At 35.2% G+C, this 16,846-nt stretch carries 16 protein-coding genes; all 16 read right to left on the reverse strand.

Going from position 1 to position 16,846, the window contains the following annotated elements:
* Positions 1 to 201 precede the first annotated feature (201 nt).
* The 16 genes from rimO to U9K52_RS18200 all read right to left on the reverse strand — a co-directional run bounded on the left by rimO (position 202) and on the right by U9K52_RS18200 (position 16,782).
* Complete coding sequence (rimO, locus tag U9K52_RS18125) at positions 202 to 1,503, reverse strand: 30S ribosomal protein S12 methylthiotransferase RimO (protein ID WP_322927659.1); 1,302 nt, start codon at positions 1,501 to 1,503, stop codon at positions 202 to 204.
* Positions 1,504 to 1,602: 99 nt separating this feature from the next.
* Entirely contained in the window at positions 1,603 to 2,142 is a 540-nt protein-coding gene (rfbC, locus tag U9K52_RS18130; RefSeq protein WP_248391372.1) for a dTDP-4-dehydrorhamnose 3,5-epimerase, read from the reverse strand.
* A 1-nt stretch (position 2,143) separates the two neighbouring features.
* Complete coding sequence (locus U9K52_RS18135; RefSeq protein WP_248391370.1) at positions 2,144 to 3,121, reverse strand: MraY family glycosyltransferase; 978 nt, start codon at positions 3,119 to 3,121, stop codon at positions 2,144 to 2,146.
* Positions 3,118 to 4,014, reverse strand: a complete 897-nt coding sequence (locus U9K52_RS18140) for an NAD-dependent epimerase/dehydratase family protein (protein WP_248391368.1) — start codon at positions 4,012 to 4,014, stop codon at positions 3,118 to 3,120. Before U9K52_RS18140 ends, U9K52_RS18135 begins: the two co-directional genes overlap by 4 nt.
* Positions 4,011 to 5,216, reverse strand: coding sequence for a glycosyltransferase family 4 protein (locus U9K52_RS18145; protein ID WP_322927661.1), 1,206 nt, complete (start codon positions 5,214 to 5,216; stop codon positions 4,011 to 4,013). The genes U9K52_RS18140 and U9K52_RS18145 overlap by 4 nt, the downstream gene beginning before the upstream one ends.
* A complete protein-coding gene (gene wecB, locus U9K52_RS18150; RefSeq protein ID WP_248391364.1) occupies positions 5,216 to 6,352 on the reverse strand; it encodes a non-hydrolyzing UDP-N-acetylglucosamine 2-epimerase in 1,137 nt (378 codons plus the stop codon). The genes U9K52_RS18145 and wecB overlap by 1 nt, the downstream gene beginning before the upstream one ends.
* Positions 6,309 to 7,559, reverse strand: a complete 1,251-nt coding sequence (locus U9K52_RS18155) for an O-antigen ligase family protein (protein ID WP_322927662.1) — start codon at positions 7,557 to 7,559, stop codon at positions 6,309 to 6,311. Before U9K52_RS18155 ends, wecB begins: the two co-directional genes overlap by 44 nt.
* Before the next feature lie 3 nt (positions 7,560 to 7,562).
* Positions 7,563 to 8,681, reverse strand: a complete 1,119-nt coding sequence (locus U9K52_RS18160; protein ID WP_263601377.1) for an NAD-dependent epimerase/dehydratase family protein — start codon at positions 8,679 to 8,681, stop codon at positions 7,563 to 7,565.
* Positions 8,681 to 9,106 (reverse strand): WxcM-like domain-containing protein, encoded by a 426-nt coding sequence (locus U9K52_RS18165; RefSeq protein ID WP_263601378.1) that lies wholly within the window; start codon positions 9,104 to 9,106, stop codon positions 8,681 to 8,683. The genes U9K52_RS18160 and U9K52_RS18165 overlap by 1 nt, the downstream gene beginning before the upstream one ends.
* 11 nt (positions 9,107 to 9,117) lie before the next feature.
* Positions 9,118 to 10,155, reverse strand: coding sequence for a polysaccharide biosynthesis protein (locus tag U9K52_RS18170; protein ID WP_322927663.1), 1,038 nt, complete (start codon positions 10,153 to 10,155; stop codon positions 9,118 to 9,120).
* Positions 10,156 to 10,169: 14 nt separating this feature from the next.
* A complete protein-coding gene (gene asnB / locus U9K52_RS18175) occupies positions 10,170 to 11,975 on the reverse strand; it encodes an asparagine synthase (glutamine-hydrolyzing) (protein WP_322927664.1) in 1,806 nt (601 codons plus the stop codon).
* A 3-nt stretch (positions 11,976 to 11,978) separates the two neighbouring features.
* Positions 11,979 to 12,743, reverse strand: coding sequence for an AglZ/HisF2 family acetamidino modification protein (locus tag U9K52_RS18180; RefSeq protein WP_248391344.1), 765 nt, complete (start codon positions 12,741 to 12,743; stop codon positions 11,979 to 11,981).
* Positions 12,744 to 12,758: 15 nt separating this feature from the next.
* Complete coding sequence (gene hisH, locus U9K52_RS18185; protein ID WP_263601381.1) at positions 12,759 to 13,373, reverse strand: imidazole glycerol phosphate synthase subunit HisH; 615 nt, start codon at positions 13,371 to 13,373, stop codon at positions 12,759 to 12,761.
* Positions 13,370 to 14,515, reverse strand: coding sequence for an N-acetyl sugar amidotransferase (locus U9K52_RS18190; RefSeq protein WP_263601382.1), 1,146 nt, complete (start codon positions 14,513 to 14,515; stop codon positions 13,370 to 13,372). The genes hisH and U9K52_RS18190 overlap by 4 nt, the downstream gene beginning before the upstream one ends.
* The gene (locus tag U9K52_RS18195; protein WP_322927665.1) at positions 14,515 to 15,408 is read right to left on the reverse strand and encodes a hypothetical protein; all 894 of its coding nucleotides are present in this window, start codon (positions 15,406 to 15,408) and stop codon (positions 14,515 to 14,517) included. The genes U9K52_RS18190 and U9K52_RS18195 overlap by 1 nt, the downstream gene beginning before the upstream one ends.
* 171 nt (positions 15,409 to 15,579) lie before the next feature.
* Entirely contained in the window at positions 15,580 to 16,782 is a 1,203-nt protein-coding gene (locus tag U9K52_RS18200) for a glycosyltransferase (RefSeq protein WP_322927666.1), read from the reverse strand.
* Between the last annotated feature and the right edge of the window lie 64 nt (positions 16,783 to 16,846).

Consider the following 16,846-nt stretch of genomic DNA (forward strand, 5'->3'; position numbering starts at 1 on the left):
GTTAAAAAACGTTAAAAAAACAGTTAAAAAGTTAACGAATTTAACTAAAAGACTGCGGAAAAATAAAATTTAAAAACACAAAACGCTAATTACCAACATATTAAACATTTGTATTTCATGTAAATTTCTTTACTTTTTTATTTAAAAAATAAAAACAACCTTACAAAGGTTGTTTCATTAGTTTAGATTATATGTTTATTATTATACCAACACTCCGTAAAGATCAAATTCTTCAGCAGAAGTAATTTTTACATTCGCAAATTCGCCAATGGAAATATAGGTGTCTTCTGCAGATACCAGAACGGTATTGTCTACATCCGGAGAATCATATTCCGTTCTTCCTATGAAATAATTTCCTTCTTTACGGTCAAAAATACAGCGATATACCTGTCCTATTTTTTCCTGATTCTTTTCCCAGGAAATCTGAGACTGGATTTCCATGATCTCTTCCACTCTGGCTTCTTTAACTTCCTGCGGAATATTATCTTCCAGTACATAAGCACCGGTATTTTCTTCGTGAGAATAAGTAAAGCATCCTAACCTGTCAAATTTCTGCTCTCTCACCCAATCTTTTAATTCCTGGAAAATCTCTTCCGTTTCTCCCGGATATCCTACGATAAGGGTTGTACGGATGGCCATATCCGGAACCTTCTCTCTGAATTTTGCTAAAAGTGCATCTGTCTTTTCATGGGTAGTTCCTCTTTTCATGGATTTCAGCAGCTCCGAGTTGATATGCTGAAGCGGAATATCAATATAGTTGCAGACCTTCGGTTCTTCTCTTATAATATCAAGAACATCTTCCGGGAAACCGCTTGGAAAAGCATAGTGAAGTCGAATCCAATCAATCCCATCTACCTTTACCAATTCTTTTAATAAATCGCCAAGCGCCCTTTTTTTATAGATATCCAATCCATAATAAGTAAGATCCTGGGCAATAAGAATCAATTCTTTTGTTCCCTTTTTAGCAAGCTTTTGAGCTTCTGAAACCAACTTTTCGATTGGCGTGGAAATGTGGCCTCCTCTCATCAGAGGAATCGCACAGAAGGAACATGGTCTGTCGCAGCCTTCGGAAATTTTAAGATAGGCATAATGTTTTGGAGTCGTTGTTAAACGCTCTCCTACAAGCTCATGTTTGTAATCTGCGCCAAGATGTTTAAGCAAAATCGGAAGATCTCTCGTTCCGAAATACTGGTCTACATCAGGAATTTCTCTTATAAGATCCGGTTTGTATCGTTCCGAAAGACATCCTGTAACAAATACTTTTTCTACTTCGCCCCTGTTTTTAGCTTCAACATAATCAAGAATTGTATTGATGGATTCCTCTTTGGCATTATCTATAAATCCGCAGGTATTGATGACCACAATATCTCCTTTGTCTTCATGAACAACTTCTTTTCCATTGGCTTTCAGCTGGCTCATCAAAACTTCAGAGTCATAAACATTCTTGGAACATCCAAGCGTTACCACATTGATTTTCTTCTTCCCTACAGATTTTGTACGCATCTTTTTGATTTTGAGTTGGCAAAGATACAAAATATTGAAGAGTCCTGGATAAAAAATAAAAACCACCCTAAAGAGTGGTTGTGATATCATTTTAAAATTCTATTCGTGATTAAAAGCGGGTAAAATTTGGTCTTTTTCGGATAATACAGCATCTTCCGCAGGAACAATCCAGTCTATGTTTAAATTGGAATCATTGTAAACAACACCTGCTTCTGATTCTTTATTGTAAAAATTATCACATTTATATGCGAAAACGGCTGTTTCACTTAACACAGAAAAACCATGTCCGAAACCTCTAGGCACATACAGTTGTGTCTTATTTTCTGCCGTAAGTTCAATTCCGAACCATTTCCCGAATGTAGGAGAATCTTTCCTCAGATCTACCGCAACATCCCATACCCGGCCTTCAAGACAGGAAACCAATTTCGCCTGCGCATGTTCTCCTTTCTGCAAATGAATTCCGCGGATTACTCCATATGAAGATTTGGATATATTGTCCTGAACAAAATGACCATTCATTCCGGTAAGTTCCTCAAATCTTTTTTCATTATACTTTTCAAAAAAATATCCTCTTTCATCTTCAAAAATTGTAGGTTCAATTATATAACAGTCTTTCAGAGGAGTTTCTTTTATTTTCATATTATTTAATTACGGTTGATTGTACTTTCTTTTTCAGCTTTAATTTAAGGAACAGATAAATGCTGCCAAACGGAACAAATATAATTAAAATAACAGCATAAACCGGAAGCTTCGAGTGTATTAAAAATACATTTACTGCCAATTGTGCAAGTGCATAGAGTATACTTATCACGAGATGAGACATTTTCTTCTCATTGGCCAGCAGCTGATACAGATGTCTCCTGTGAGCTTCAAATATATTTTCTTTCAGGAGCAGCCTTTCTATAATTGTCAGTACAACCTCTATTCCATATATTGAAAACAGGAGTATATATCTGTAATCCTGTGTCTTCATGATCAATAAAGTAATAAGCGCAATAAGCCAGAAACCGATTCCCATACTTCCCACATCTCCGGCGAAGCATTTGGCCTTTTTTCTGAAATTAAAAAACAGGAAAACCAAGGATGCTAATATGGCATAGATTATAAAATTTTCCTGTGTAAATGCAATAATATCACGATTGATATAAAAAAGGGTTAACAATGTGACCAATGTGTAAGCTCCAGTCATGCCATTAATTCCATCCATAAAATTATAGGCATTGAGAGTTCCTATCACTATAATGAAGAAAATCGGCCAAACCCAGACCGGCATCATACTGAACATCTCTGCAAAATTCAGCAAAAGTGCTACCGATAAAAAATGTACCGTGATTCTTATTTTTCCGGATAAAGTTTTGACATCATCAATGAAACTGACCAGGCAAATTGACAATAATCCGAGCCCGAAAGACCAATACATGCTCATTGCTTCTTTATAATTGATTATAGAGAAAATAACAAAGGCAATCGGAAAAATGATTCCGCCTCCTCTGAGGGTAATTTGCGAGTGGGCACTGCGATGGTTAGGCTTATCGATAATATTATACTTATCCGCTATTGCGAAATATGCCTGAATTAAAATGAATAAGGTTATGAAAACCAGTAGATATTCTATCATTTGTGTTGAAAGCTTTTTATAGTTTTTATTAATCCTTCTCTTGTGGAAACAGGAAGTTGCCTGATATCTAAAGCTGATTTTATTTTATGATTGGAAACTTTATAATTTTCGGTCAGCTTTTTTAATCTTTCTGAGTTTAAAGGAAGTTTTATTTTATCACCTACTTTTGAAAAAATATTTATAATATCCGGATACACATTCAATTGCTTTGTTCTTTTACCAAGTGCTTCATCAATAATCTTTATCAATTCATTAGTTGATAAAAATTCGTCATCCGCAAAATTATATATTCCAGATGTAATTTCTTTATTTTGAAGTAATTGTAATACCAAAAAATTAACATTATCAATACTTAAAAATGATCTTTTATTATCAAATGCTCCTAATGGCCATGGCATGCCCATTTTGACCATTTTATACAAAAGATTAAGATTGCCTTTATTTCCGGGGCCATGAATCATACAAGGGCGAATAATAAAAAGTCTTTTTGTGCTGGGAAGTGCTTTGGAAAGTAAATATTCTTCCGCCAGCAATTTAGATTTCCCATAAGGAGTTTTAGGTTCTGCCATGTGGTCTTCATGTAAAATATCCACAACACAGTCTGCGACAGCCTTTACGCTGCTAAAATAAATAAAATCTCTGATATTTGAATTCAAAAACTCATCAAAAATTTTTTTTGTAAGATCTGTATTAATTTTGAAATAATCTTCTGCATCCGAACTGTTTTCAATATCGTGTGCTTTCCCGGCCAGGTGGATCAGGGCATCGGCATTGATGTCAAGAGTCCATTCGGACCGCAATGACAAAGTCTCTACATTATGATTTTCATTCTTTAGGAATTGTGAGAGATTTTGTCCTACAAACCCTGAAGCTCCTGTAATAATTGTTTTCATTTTTGGGAAATTAGTTTTTCAAGATTTGAAATACACTGTTCCATTTTATAATTTAACTCATAAAATTGTTTTCCATTTCTTCCTAAAATTATCAAATCTTCTTTTTTCATTTGTGATATTTTTTCAATTGTCGCGGCTAATTCTTCACTATTACCCGCTGGAACGGAAAATCCGCATTGTGCTTCAGCGATATTTTCTGCTCCTTCACCATTCAGCATAGCAAGAATCGGCTTCCCGGAACTCATATAAGCCTGAACCTTTGCAGGAACGGTAAGGTTGAATATCGGATCATCTTTAAGACTTACCAATAATATATCTGCAGCATTAAAAAAGGTAGCCATTGCATCAACAGGAAAACGTCCTAAAGTATAAACAGTATTCTCAAGATGATTTTCTGAGATAAACTCCTGTACAAAAGGCATTTTTCTGCCATCTCCCAGTAAAATAAATTTAATTTCTTTATTTTCTTTAAGTAATAAAGCTGCCTTCATAATATTGTCCATATCCTGAGCTTCCCCTATATTTCCGGCAAACATAATCCTGAATCCATCCGGAAGTTCGGGAATAGGGAATGCTGTATTGCCAGAGGATATAGTGTCTTCTGCCCAGTTGGGAAAATAGTGAATTTTATTTTTAAAATCGCCTTTTTCCAGAATAGATTTTTCAAAACCTTTAGAGGTGATCAGTATTTTTTCTGATTCTTTGTAAAAGTTCCGCACCATCCCGGTAAAAAAGTTGAGTATGAATTTATTTTTGATACCTCCGGCAATTTCAAGGCTTTCGGGCCATAAATCCATTACCCAAAAATAGACAGGCGTCTTTTGCAGTTTTTTTAAAACCAGCGCAGGATAAAACTGAGTAATGGGTGAAGGTTCATGCACTATAATTGCATCATATTTTTTTGAAGATAGCTGCAATGCTTTTAATGAGGCAAAAAATGCCCAGCTAAAATAATTGAGAAATAATCTCAGACCGCCACCACTACCTCTCGGCACCAATAATGTTCTTATAATCTTGACATTGTTGATATATTGCGTTCTTTTTTTTAAATATCCATATCCCTCATATATTTTACCTTCAGGGTAATTTGGAATTCCGGTGAGTACGGTAACATCATGTCCTCGCTTCTTTAATTCGAAAGCGAGGTCATTGCTTTTAAAGTTTTCCGGGTAAAAATACTGCGTTACAATAAGAATTTTCATTAGCTTTTACTCCAGACAACCCTGTTAATATAATCGGTATAGCTCAGAATAATTCTTACCATCTTTTCGGAAACATTGGGCATAGAATAATCTGCAACCGGCCTGTAATTCCTTTCATTTCCTATTTTCTGCTGCTGAAGCTGGGCAAGTCCCTGCATGATTCTTTCAGGAGAAAGCCCTACCATCATTACGGATGCTTCTTCCATAGCTTCCGGTCGTTCATGAGCCTCACGAATGTTTAATGCCCTGAAATTAAGAATTGAAGATTCTTCAGAAATTGTTCCTGAATCTGATAAAACTGCATAGCTTCTCATCTGCAATGCATTATAATCGTGAAATCCCAAAGGTTTTAAGAACTGAATTTCCGGTCTTACCTCAACGTTCATTTTATCAATCATGTTTCTGGTTCTGGGATGAGTGGAAACAATGATCGGCAATTCAAACTTTTCGGCAATTGCATTCAGGCTTTGTATTAATCCTTTAAAATTTTTCTCTGAATTAATATTTTCTTCCCGGTGAGAAGATACTACAAAATATTTTCCTTCTTCAATGTTCAGACGAGTGAGCACATCGGATCTTTCAATCTGTGGAAGATAATGATGCAGGACTTCGAACATCGGAGATCCTGTTTTAATAATCCTGTCGGCAGAAAGTCCTTCCCGCAAGAGATATTCTCTGGCAATGTCTGAATAGGTTAAATTAATATCTGCTGTATGGTCTACAATTTTCCTGTTGGTCTCCTCAGGAACTCTCTGGTCGAAACATCTGTTTCCGGCTTCCATATGGAAAATAGGTATCTGTCTTTTTTTTGCGGGAATCGCACAAAGACATGAGTTGGTATCTCCCAAAACCAGAAAAGCTTCCGGTTTTAGTTCTTCCAGAAGAGGATCTATTTTAATCAGAATATTTCCAACGGTTTCTGTTGCCGTTTTACCGGCTGCTTCAAGGAAATAATCCGGCTTGCGAAGTCCCAGATCTTCAAAGAAAATCTGGTTTAGTTCGTAATCATAGTTTTGTCCCGTATGGACGATGATATGTTCAATCGCTTCAGAAGCGTCTAAAGCAGATAATACTCTTGATAATCTGATGATTTCAGGCCGTGTTCCCACGACGGTTATTACTTTTAATTTCTTCATTTGTAAAATTTATATATCCTAAGCCGATAACGGCTGCTCCAAAATACCACAACTCAAATGATAAATAAAGGCTTCCCGAGGTCTGAGCCAAAATTAAATACTGCAGGAAAAAGAAAATTAAGATTCCGCTTTCTTTATATTGATAAATATTCTTCAGAACTTTAAAAAAGCTTCTGATTACAAATTTAAAATAAATTATAAAGAGCACCATACCCAATAATCCTGTTGACATTAATATATCTATAAAAATATTGTGTGAATAGGCTCCGTCACTTAATAAAGCATTTCCTCCAATTAAAGGATGTTCCCTGAATATCTCTATCCCGCTATTTAAGTAAAAAGCCCTTCCTGAAGCATTATTTTCAAAAATTGCAGCATTTAATCTTTTAAAAAAAATAAAATCCTCAGCTATTTTACTTTGATATATAAAATATAAAGCAAGAAAAGATAATAATATAAGACTAAAGAAAGATATCCAGTATTTTCTTTTATTCAATAACATTAAAAACACAAAAAGAATAATTACCAGTGCCAGAACCGGACTTCTTGCTGCGGCAACATACATGGGAAAAAGCCCGAGAAAAACTGCAATGATATATTGAAATCCTTTAATCTTTAAAATTAAAAAACTATACAGTGCCATGATAACCAGACTTAACCCGTAATGTCCGACTGTGATGTAATACAATCTGAATATACCGCTTCTTCCATTACTTGAATAATTATCAAAAATAAAGTGAGTATGAATAAAATTGATAGCCAAAAGAATAAAATAAAGCCAGAATACGATCCGGAAAAATTTTTTAAAATCAATTTTTTCATAATTCAGGCTTAACAGAGCAACAACAGGTACCGGTATGATGACAAAACCAAAATAATAAATAGAATATTTCAGTTTTTGCAATGCATCTGCCGGTAAATTGAGATCCGGGATCGTATGATAAAGTTTGAACAGGTAAAAAGAGAAAAAAGTAACAAATGCTGCCACCAATACTTTTCTTTCTTTAATCATTGAGACATTTTTACCTATGAAATATACAGATATCACAAATAAAGCCGCTCTTATGAATGCATTGATATAATGAGGATATCCACTGGAATTGTAAGGATCTATGTAGCCAAAAATATAGCCGAATAAGGCAAATATCAGGAAATACATTTCCTGATTTCTGATGAGCGAATATTTTAGACTTTGTATTTTTTCCATTGGCTACACTTCCACAAAATAAGTATCGGCATCCTCGGGATTAAAAGGCTCATTAATCCAGAAAATAGTATAAAGCTCTTCTTCTCCTATATTTTTAATATTGTGCGTGTACCAGATCGGCATGTCTACATAAGCCGGCTCGGCTCCATCCAGAAAAAAATCCAGTACTTCATCCGTATCAATTTTTCTCAGCTGTATCAATGCTTTTCCTTTGATAACAGCAAATCGCTCTATTTTCCGTGTATGAAAATGGTTTCCTCTCGTAATTCCAGGAACTGTAGTTGAAAATGAGCATTGCCCGCCTATTCCAAGTCTTATGACCTCCACAAACGCTCCCCTCGGATCCGTATGCTGTGTAAATTTTACAGGATAATGATTTTTTATATCAAAATAGCATCGGAAAGTATTGAAAAGATTTAAATCAAAAGCAGTTTCCAAAGCAGGGATTTCCCCGTTTTCAAAATATAATTTTTTATAATTTTGTAATTTTCCGAGCACCTCCGAAACCTTATTTACAGAGGTATGCGGAACTTCGTAGAAATTTATATCTTTTTCGTCTTCAATCTGATTGATGATTTCCTTTACAAGTTCTGCTACATAGATTAATTTTACCTCTCCGTCCTGATCAATAAACGGCGTTTCCCCATGGGTAAGTTTATGACAAAAGGTTGCAATAAAGGAATTGTAGTTGGGCTTTCCAAAAGGGCCGAAAACATTAGGAATAACCATCCCCGTAAATTTCCCTCCTGATCTTTCTGCCCATTCTGCCAGAAATTGACGGCCTTCTTTTTTAGATTTGCCGTAAAGATTATCTTTTTCTTCCTGAGATGATGATGAGAAGAGAACATGCGCCTTAGATTTTGTTTTTTCTAAAGAGGTTATCAATTTTTTTACAAGCTCAATATTATTCCTGTAAATAACTTCCGGATCAGAATGCCTGTTCATTGCCGCAAGATGTACGATCACATCACACTGCGCGACAAACTCATCCAGTTTTTCTTCATTTTCGAAGAAATCCCTTTCGAAATGAATTCTTTCAAATTTATCCGGTGATAAACCAAGCGTATTGTAGAGATGTGCACCGACAAAGCCATTCTGGCCGGTAATTCCGATTTTCTTCATTATTTCAAATTTTCGAAGTAGTTTATAGGAAAACGGTAATCATCAGTAATTTCGCCGAGGGCATAATCTGCCATTACCAGCAATCTTGAATTTTCATGATGAGACTGAATTGCACTTGCATATCCCGGAGGAACATGCAGAATGTCTAAATTTTCTGAATTCAATTCAAACTTTAAAACCGGCAGATTTTCAGACGGTTTTTCCCAGTTGTCAATTTTAATCAGGTTTATGGTAAAACTCCCCTGCGTAGCAGAAAACCATCTTTGTTCCGTTTTATGGCCGGTCCACCCTCTGATGAACTGAGTGTCTCTGTTTTCTATAAAGTAGATTCTTTTGATCTGAGAGGCATTGAAATCATTATTAAAAAAAAGACTTCCTCTGTCATCTGCAAAGCTTTTCCCCTGAATAAGCATTGGTTTTTCCATAACTCAATAGTTTAATAGGGATATTGCATTATATTGTCTTCTCCTAAGACCTCTTTTCTTATGAGCGGCAGTTTCATTAAAAGCTTTTTCATTCCTTCTACATCCTGCTGATGTGTGTTATGAGAATGGTAATCTTCAATTTTGGAGATATCCTCTGTTCCCTCTGAAAAATACTGGGCATAGTTTAGATCCCTGTTATCGGCCGGAATTCTGTAAAAATCCCCCATATCTTCAGCCTTAATCATTTCTTCACGGGTACAAAGTGTTTCATACAATTTTTCGCCGTGTCTGGTTCCGATAATTTTTACGGGATTATCGGCTTTGAACATTTCTTTTAAAGCCTGTGCCAAATCGCCGATTGTTCCGGCGGGTGCTTTATTAACGAATAAATCTCCGGGATTTCCATGTTCAAAAGCGAATAATACCAAGTCTACAGCTTCTTCAAGTGACATCAGAAACCTGGTCATGTTGGGGTCTGTAATAGTAATAGAATCTCCGTTTTTAATCTGCTTTACAAACAAAGGGATTACGGATCCCCTGGAAGCCATTACGTTACCGTATCTTGTAAGACAAACCACTGTATCATTAACATTTCTGGAGGCAGCTATGGCTACTTTTTCCATCATAGCCTTTGAAATACCCATTGCATTAATAGGGTATGCTGCTTTATCCGTGCTTAGACAAATCACTTTTTTTACATGATTCTGAACGGCAGCATCAATTACATTTTGCGTCCCTTCAACATTAGTTTTAACGGCCTGCATAGGGAAAAATTCGCATGATGGTACCTGCTTAAGGGCGGCAGCATGAAAAATATAATCCACTCCTCTTGTTGCAGGCTCAACACTTTTATAGTCTCTTACATCACCGATATAAAATTTCAGCTTATCATTTTTAAACTGATTTCTCATATCATCCTGTTTTTTCTCATCACGGGAAAAAATACGGATTTCTTTAAAGTGATCCGTATCAATAAATTTTCTGAGGACAGCTGTACCGAAAGAGCCTGTTCCTCCTGTAATAAGAAGTGTTTTATCTTTAATCTGCATTCGTTTTTCCGGTTTTATAGTTTCATACCAAATATTTCTTCCCAGACTGCAATATTATATAATTTCCACTGCATTTCCCTGTTTTTAATTTTCTTAATTTTCTTTGAATACAGTTTCTGCAATATTTCAGACCGGTTAATTTTATCCAGAATTTCTTCGGAATAGGGCCACCACTTGTCTGCAGGAGCATCAAATCCTATTTTTCTTTTTCGCCACGTTACTTCATCCGGTAAGTTACCTGCCATATTTTTTCTTAATAAATATTTAGACCATTTATCATAGATCTTAAAGTTGTTATTAATTGACAGGCATGTTTCTACAAATTTGTAATCTAAGAATGGAAGTCTTGTTTCCACTCCAAAGGCCATAGAATTTTTCTCTTCAAATTTCAGGAGCTCCGGAATCTGCGCCCAAAAGATCTCAATTCTCTGCATTTTAAAAATATCAGCATATGAATTGGTAAGGTTTTTCATGAGTGTAAAATCAATTTTCTTTCTATATCTTGATTTTATATTTTTTGCCCGGAATAATATTCTCAGCTTTCTGACAAAGAAAACGCTAAAATATAAATAGTATAGGATCCCTTTGTATATTGAAATATCATAATGTCCGGGTACACTGAGCAGGAACTTTAGGTTTTTTATGAAAGAATGGTTCCTGAGATATGCCGCAGTATATCTGCTGTAACCGAGCAAAATTTCATCTGCACCCTGTCCGTCAAGCAAGACCTTGATATTTAATTTGTTGGTTTCTTCCATAAGGAAGTTCTGCATATAAATGGACAATCCGGGAAATGGCTCTTCCTGAGAAATAATGACATCGTTAATTTTTCTCCTGAATTCTTTCTGGCTGGGATATATGAGGTCCTGGTTTAGGTCAAGATGTTCTGAAACCAATTTCGAATAATAGCTTTCATCATTTTTGGGATCTCTTGATCCTACCGAAATCACATTAAATTTCTCTTTTTTCTGTTCTTTATATATTTTGGATGCTTTGGATGCCATATATGAACTGTCCAAGCCACCACTTAAAGCAGATCCTATTTTTACGTCACATCTTAGTCTCATTTTTATGGAACGTTCAAGCTCTTTATCAAAAAGACGGGCTGCATCTTCTAAAGAAAGCTTTGAAATTTCTTCATTAAAATGGATGTCGTAATATCTGTAGATTTCATAGGTATGATTCACAAGATCATATACTAAATTATGTGACCCGGGAAGTTTGCTGATGCCCTGAAAAAAAGTTTCGCTGGTCTGTTCTGTGAGATTAACGGCAATAAACTGAACAAGCACCTGCACATTTACCTGAGTGATTTTCTCAATCTCAAGTATCGGTTTTATTTCTGAAGCAAAAACAAATTTGTTATTATCTGTAAAATAGTAAAACGGTTTAATTCCAAAACGATCACGTGAACAGAAGATTTTATTGTTTTTTACATCAAATATGGCAAAAGCCCACATGCCATTGAATTTTTTCACGCAATCTTCTTTCCAGCAATCATAGGATGCAATCAGGACCTCTGTATCTGAATCTGTTTTAAACTGATACCCTTTTTTTTCAAGCTCTTCTCTGAGTTCTATATAATTATAAATAGCCCCGTTGAAGATCAAAACATATTGATCACCGAAATAAAAAGGCTGGTTTGCAGATTCACTTGTATCTATAATCGACAATCTGCGGTGTCCGAATCCCACATTATCTTTAATAAAAAAACCTTCTGCATCGGGGCCTCTGTGCGACATTCTGTCGGTCATCTTTTTGAGAGCTTCCTCTTTTACCTGTGTCTGATCTTTATATATTATTCCGGCTATTCCACACATATTTTACTTTTGTCTTAGACCTTCTTTTTCCTCGAAAGAAGGGTAGTTTATCAAAACGGCTTTGTAAACACCTTTAAATACAAACAAACTACCTGCTGCAACTCCAATAATTCCGTGCTTGTCTATTACCTGTTTAATATCATTTAAAGAGCCTGCCCCTCCTAAAACGGTAAGGGGAAGTGATATTTTTTCTCTTATTTTATCGATTAATGAAATATCGAAGCCTTTCATCACACCATCCTGATCTATGGAATTGATGATTATTTCGCCGGCACCCAGTTTCTGGGCTTCTTCCACAAATTTAAACGGATTGATTCCCGTGGATTTTTTTCCGTTGTGAGTATAAACCTCATATCCTCCAAAGAGTTTTTTCTTAACATCAAGTACTACAATTACACTTTGAGAACCTACTCTCTCTGCAATTTCAGTAATGAGACGGGGATTTTGAAGAACCGCTGACGAAAGTGCTATTTTTTCAATTCCAAGTCCAAAGATTCTTTGAGCCTGTTCAACAGTTTTCACGCCCCCTCCGTAGCAGAGTGGCATTCTGGACTGATTGGCAATTCTTTCAATAAGGCTATAATTAGGTTCTAATCCTTTAACGGTAGCATCTATATCGAAAATAGCGAGTTCGTCTACTTCTTTTTCATTAAATATTCTTACCGCATTGATAGGATCACCCACATATTTCGGATTTTTGAAGTTTACGGTCTTTACAAGTCCGTTATCCTGTATCAGAAGACTGGGTATAATTCTGGGTCTTAACATTCGGGCTGATAATGGTTAAAGTTTTGCAAAATTATGTAATAAAATTTCGCCATAGTGGTGACTTTTTTCAGGATGAAACTGTATTCCGTACTTATTTTCGTGATGTGCCGCTGAAGCAAATTCATCACCGTACTGTGTAACAGCCATGATATCTTCATTATTATGGCAATGAAAATAATAAGTATGAAGAAAATAAAAAATGGAATCTTTTTCCAATCCTTTAAACAATTCCATCTCTTTCACGGGTTTTACATCATTCCATCCCATATGGGGCAGCCGCGTTACCTGATTAATTTTTGTTTCATCAAATTTTTTAACAGTGGCATCAATCCATTTCAGTCCTTCTAATTTTCCTTCATCACTGCTGTTTGCCATCATCTGCATACCTACACAGATTCCGATCACCGGTATTTTTTTACCAAGTACCAGCTCATCGAGTGTATCCCGCATACCGGAATTATTAAGTTGGGCCATCGCATGGTCAAAATGTCCTACTCCCGGAAGAATAAGCTTCTGAGCATCCTGCAGATCGTCTTTAGACTTTGCAATTTTTACGGGAACATCTACTCTTTTGTAGACGTTTACGAATGCATTGATATTTCCCACCCCGTAATCAATAATCGTTATCATCTGAATAATCTTTTTTCTAATCCCAGTTTTTGCATTGCCTGGGCACCGAGTTTTATGATTCCCATTTTGTTTTTATAATCTTTGTACGTTTTGTTTTCCCCTTCAAAAATCTGCTGAAGTTCTTCTTTCGTAAGATCCAGTTTATTGGCAACATACTCGAATTCTCTTTGCAGGAATTCTTCCGGTAATTCCGGTCTGGAAACTCTTTCTAAAGCTTCTTCCCGTGTCATTTGCCCGGTGAGGATCAATGAAGAAAAGTGTGCTTTTCTTTTTTGGTAGCCAAATTTTCTCGGCAGCCAGTAATCTTCGTAAAAACGGGTAAATCTGGATTCGTGGTGTTTGTGCTGGAAAGGCTCCCAACCGAATTTTTCTGTTAAAAGATTTTCAGCATCTTTTTTAATATACGGAACCAGGTTCAATGGTTTAAAAACTTCCATTCCGTATACGTATTTGTAGTATATCTTATAGGAAAGAATATCAACCAGAGGAAAAGTTTTCAGCGGCCTTTTGCCGAATTTGGAATGAATATCTTTTACCAATGTAGTATCAATACCTGGAAATCCGCCCCATTCTTCGGGTTCTCTGCAACATTCCGTTGAAAAATTTCCTCCCGTAAGAACATAGTTTATTTTATGTTTTTTCGCGAATTTGTAAAGTGCAGAGAAAAAAGCATAATCCTGGGGTAAGTCCTGATCCGAAATCTGTGATTTCAAAAATGCAAGCTGAAGATCTTTCATTTCTTCCCAGTTGATTACTTCTGTAAATAAGTCCAGCCCCAATCCATTGATAAGCTTTTCTATATTCCCAACCGCTTTGTCGGTATTCCATCCTGCATCAACATGGAAAATAAGAGGTCTTATTCCCATGATTTCTTTTGCGACGTAGGCAGCATATGAACTGTCCAATCCACCGCTCAATCCGATAATACAATCAAAATCTTTATTTTTTGATGTTTTTTTGATTTTATCGGCAATTTTCATTAGTTCGTTATACCCTCTTTCATCTGTATGCCAGTTGGGTTCTATGTTTTCTTTGAAATTGGTATAGTAATCACTTTCTCCCTTTTCATTGAATATTATATGAGGATCTGTAGTATCCATTATTGTTTTCGTACAGATCTGATAGGGCCTGTTTTTCATCATTATTTCTTGCTTGTTAAGACATCAAGTATTATATTAGCTTTTTTTATAAGCAAAGGATCATTATAGCTCATAAATTCAGCCTGAGTTCCGACAAAGTTCTTCTTGATATTTTTTCCTTCCGGTCTACTGTAAAAATAGGTATCTGCACCCCACCATACAATGCCTTGTGCATATTTCCCGTTATAATTAATTGATAATACCGACTGAATATATCTTTTCCAGAATTTATCATCCATCTCAGCCCACTGCAGTCTTGGATTGTCTGAATGAAATCTATGAAGCACAAAGGGTATTACGGGCTTGTTATATTTTTTCCCAATTTTTAAGGATAAAGATAAATTATCATATAAATATTCATAGTTTTTTGAAAACGGAATTTCTTTATCATCCTTAAATAAATAAAGTGACGGGAATAATACGTCTACTGTTTTATATATTTCCTCAATTTTATCATTTTTCACCAGAAAATCCTTGTCATCCCATCTTGTAAAAGGAACTCCATAATGTCCCCATTTGACATTTGGACGTATCTTTTTTCCAAATTTTATAGCATCTACATACATTTTTAAAACCTCTCTGAATTCTTTAGAATTTATGCCTGCATTATGGAGGGACGAAAGATATGGATCTTCAATATCCATAAAACACATACCTGTATCCTGAGGGTTTGGATATAATCTCTCTATATTTTTGCTTAGCTTTGGGTAATCTACATTGTAACCACTCCCGATGATCATTCCTTCATCCAGGACTTTTACTACTCCTATATTGTTTTTTTGTATAAAAGAGTTAAACACATTACCAGGATTCACCAATGCTACATAAAGTTTCTGATTTAATTGGGTCGGTTTTCCTGCAACCTGTCCTTCAATAAATTTATCATCAAATTTCAAATCACTGTTTTTAAAACAGGACAAAGAAAATATGCATAACAAAATTGTAACTAATCTCATAATATTGTGCTTAAAAGGCAAAAATAAGAATTTCTATTGACAGGTATAGATAAACTTACAACAGACAAGAAATTAACAAACATCTCTTTTATTATTTTATGATGCTTCATCTTATAGTAGTTCTTTGTATAAATCTATATAATGTTTAAAAGCATTTTTTTTATCAAACAATCTTAAAATTCTGTTCCTGCAGTGCGCGGAATAAAATAATTTTGTGTTTTTTTTCACCTCCTCAATTGCATTTACCAATTCCTCTGTATTTGATTTTTCAACAACAATGCCTGTTGAAGAGTCAATTGCTTCAGGCGATCCTCCTGTTTTAAAAGTAATCACCGGGGTTCCGCAGGATTGCGCTTCCAAATTAGTGGTAGGAAAAGTATCTTCCAGTGTAGGATTCACAAAAACATCAGCCGCCGAATACAGTTCAGCCAGTTCATTAACATTTTTAGTTCTTTCTAAACCGATAATTTTTTCAGGTAAATTTTTTATCTGCTTTTTATTTAGTCCTACCAATATTATTTTGTAGTCATCTGAAATTTTTTCAGCAAGTTCCACAAAATATTTAAGTCCTTTTCTTTTGTCCCATGGACTTGCCACGCCGAGTATTAAAAATTTGCCTTCAATATTGAACTTTTGCTTAATATTATTTTCCTTGTAAGTAAACTGATCAACATCAACACCGTTATGGATCGTTTTGATATTATAGTTTTTAAGGAAAGATTTTCTCACTTCTCCTTCAAGCCAATTGGAAACGGGAACAATTGTCATTTGATCTATTGAAGTAAACAGCGCTCGTTTATGAGTATAATTTTTTTTTGAATTATCTGTAAATATTGATTTGGGATATTCATTTAGCTGAGGGCATTCGTGACAATGCGTTTTCCATTTATCACAATTTACCAGTTCATAATATGCGCAGTGCCCTGTAAATGACCAGCAATCGTGAAACGTCCAGACAATTTTGGCTTTCGTTGTTGTCAAAAATTTAAATAAGAGGTCTATATTGACAAAATAACCATGTAAATGCTGAAGATGAATGATATCCGGATTTATTTCATTTATTTTATCAATAAGTTTTTTCGTTGCATTTTCAGAACCAAACCCATGTCTATCGGTGAGTCTGGTTAAAAGAACGTGGTAAATAAAATCAAATGTATTGCCTATTTTGAAGATTGAAGATTTACTTGGCAAATGCTCTCTGCCGAATGCAATATAGCTTTCCCATCCCTCGTTTAAAATATTTTCACCGATTTGCTCTGCAATTCTGCCAACAGATCCAATATTTACTTCACTGCTTATTTGTAATACCTTCATAATCACATTGCCAATCTGCAACTAATTTATTTTTAGCTTATTATATGCAAGGATAATTTTATAT

Origin of the sequence: Chryseobacterium sp. MHB01, assembly GCF_034651565.1 — a bacterium.
Taxonomy (GTDB): Bacteria; Bacteroidota; Bacteroidia; order Flavobacteriales; family Weeksellaceae; genus Chryseobacterium; species Chryseobacterium nepalense.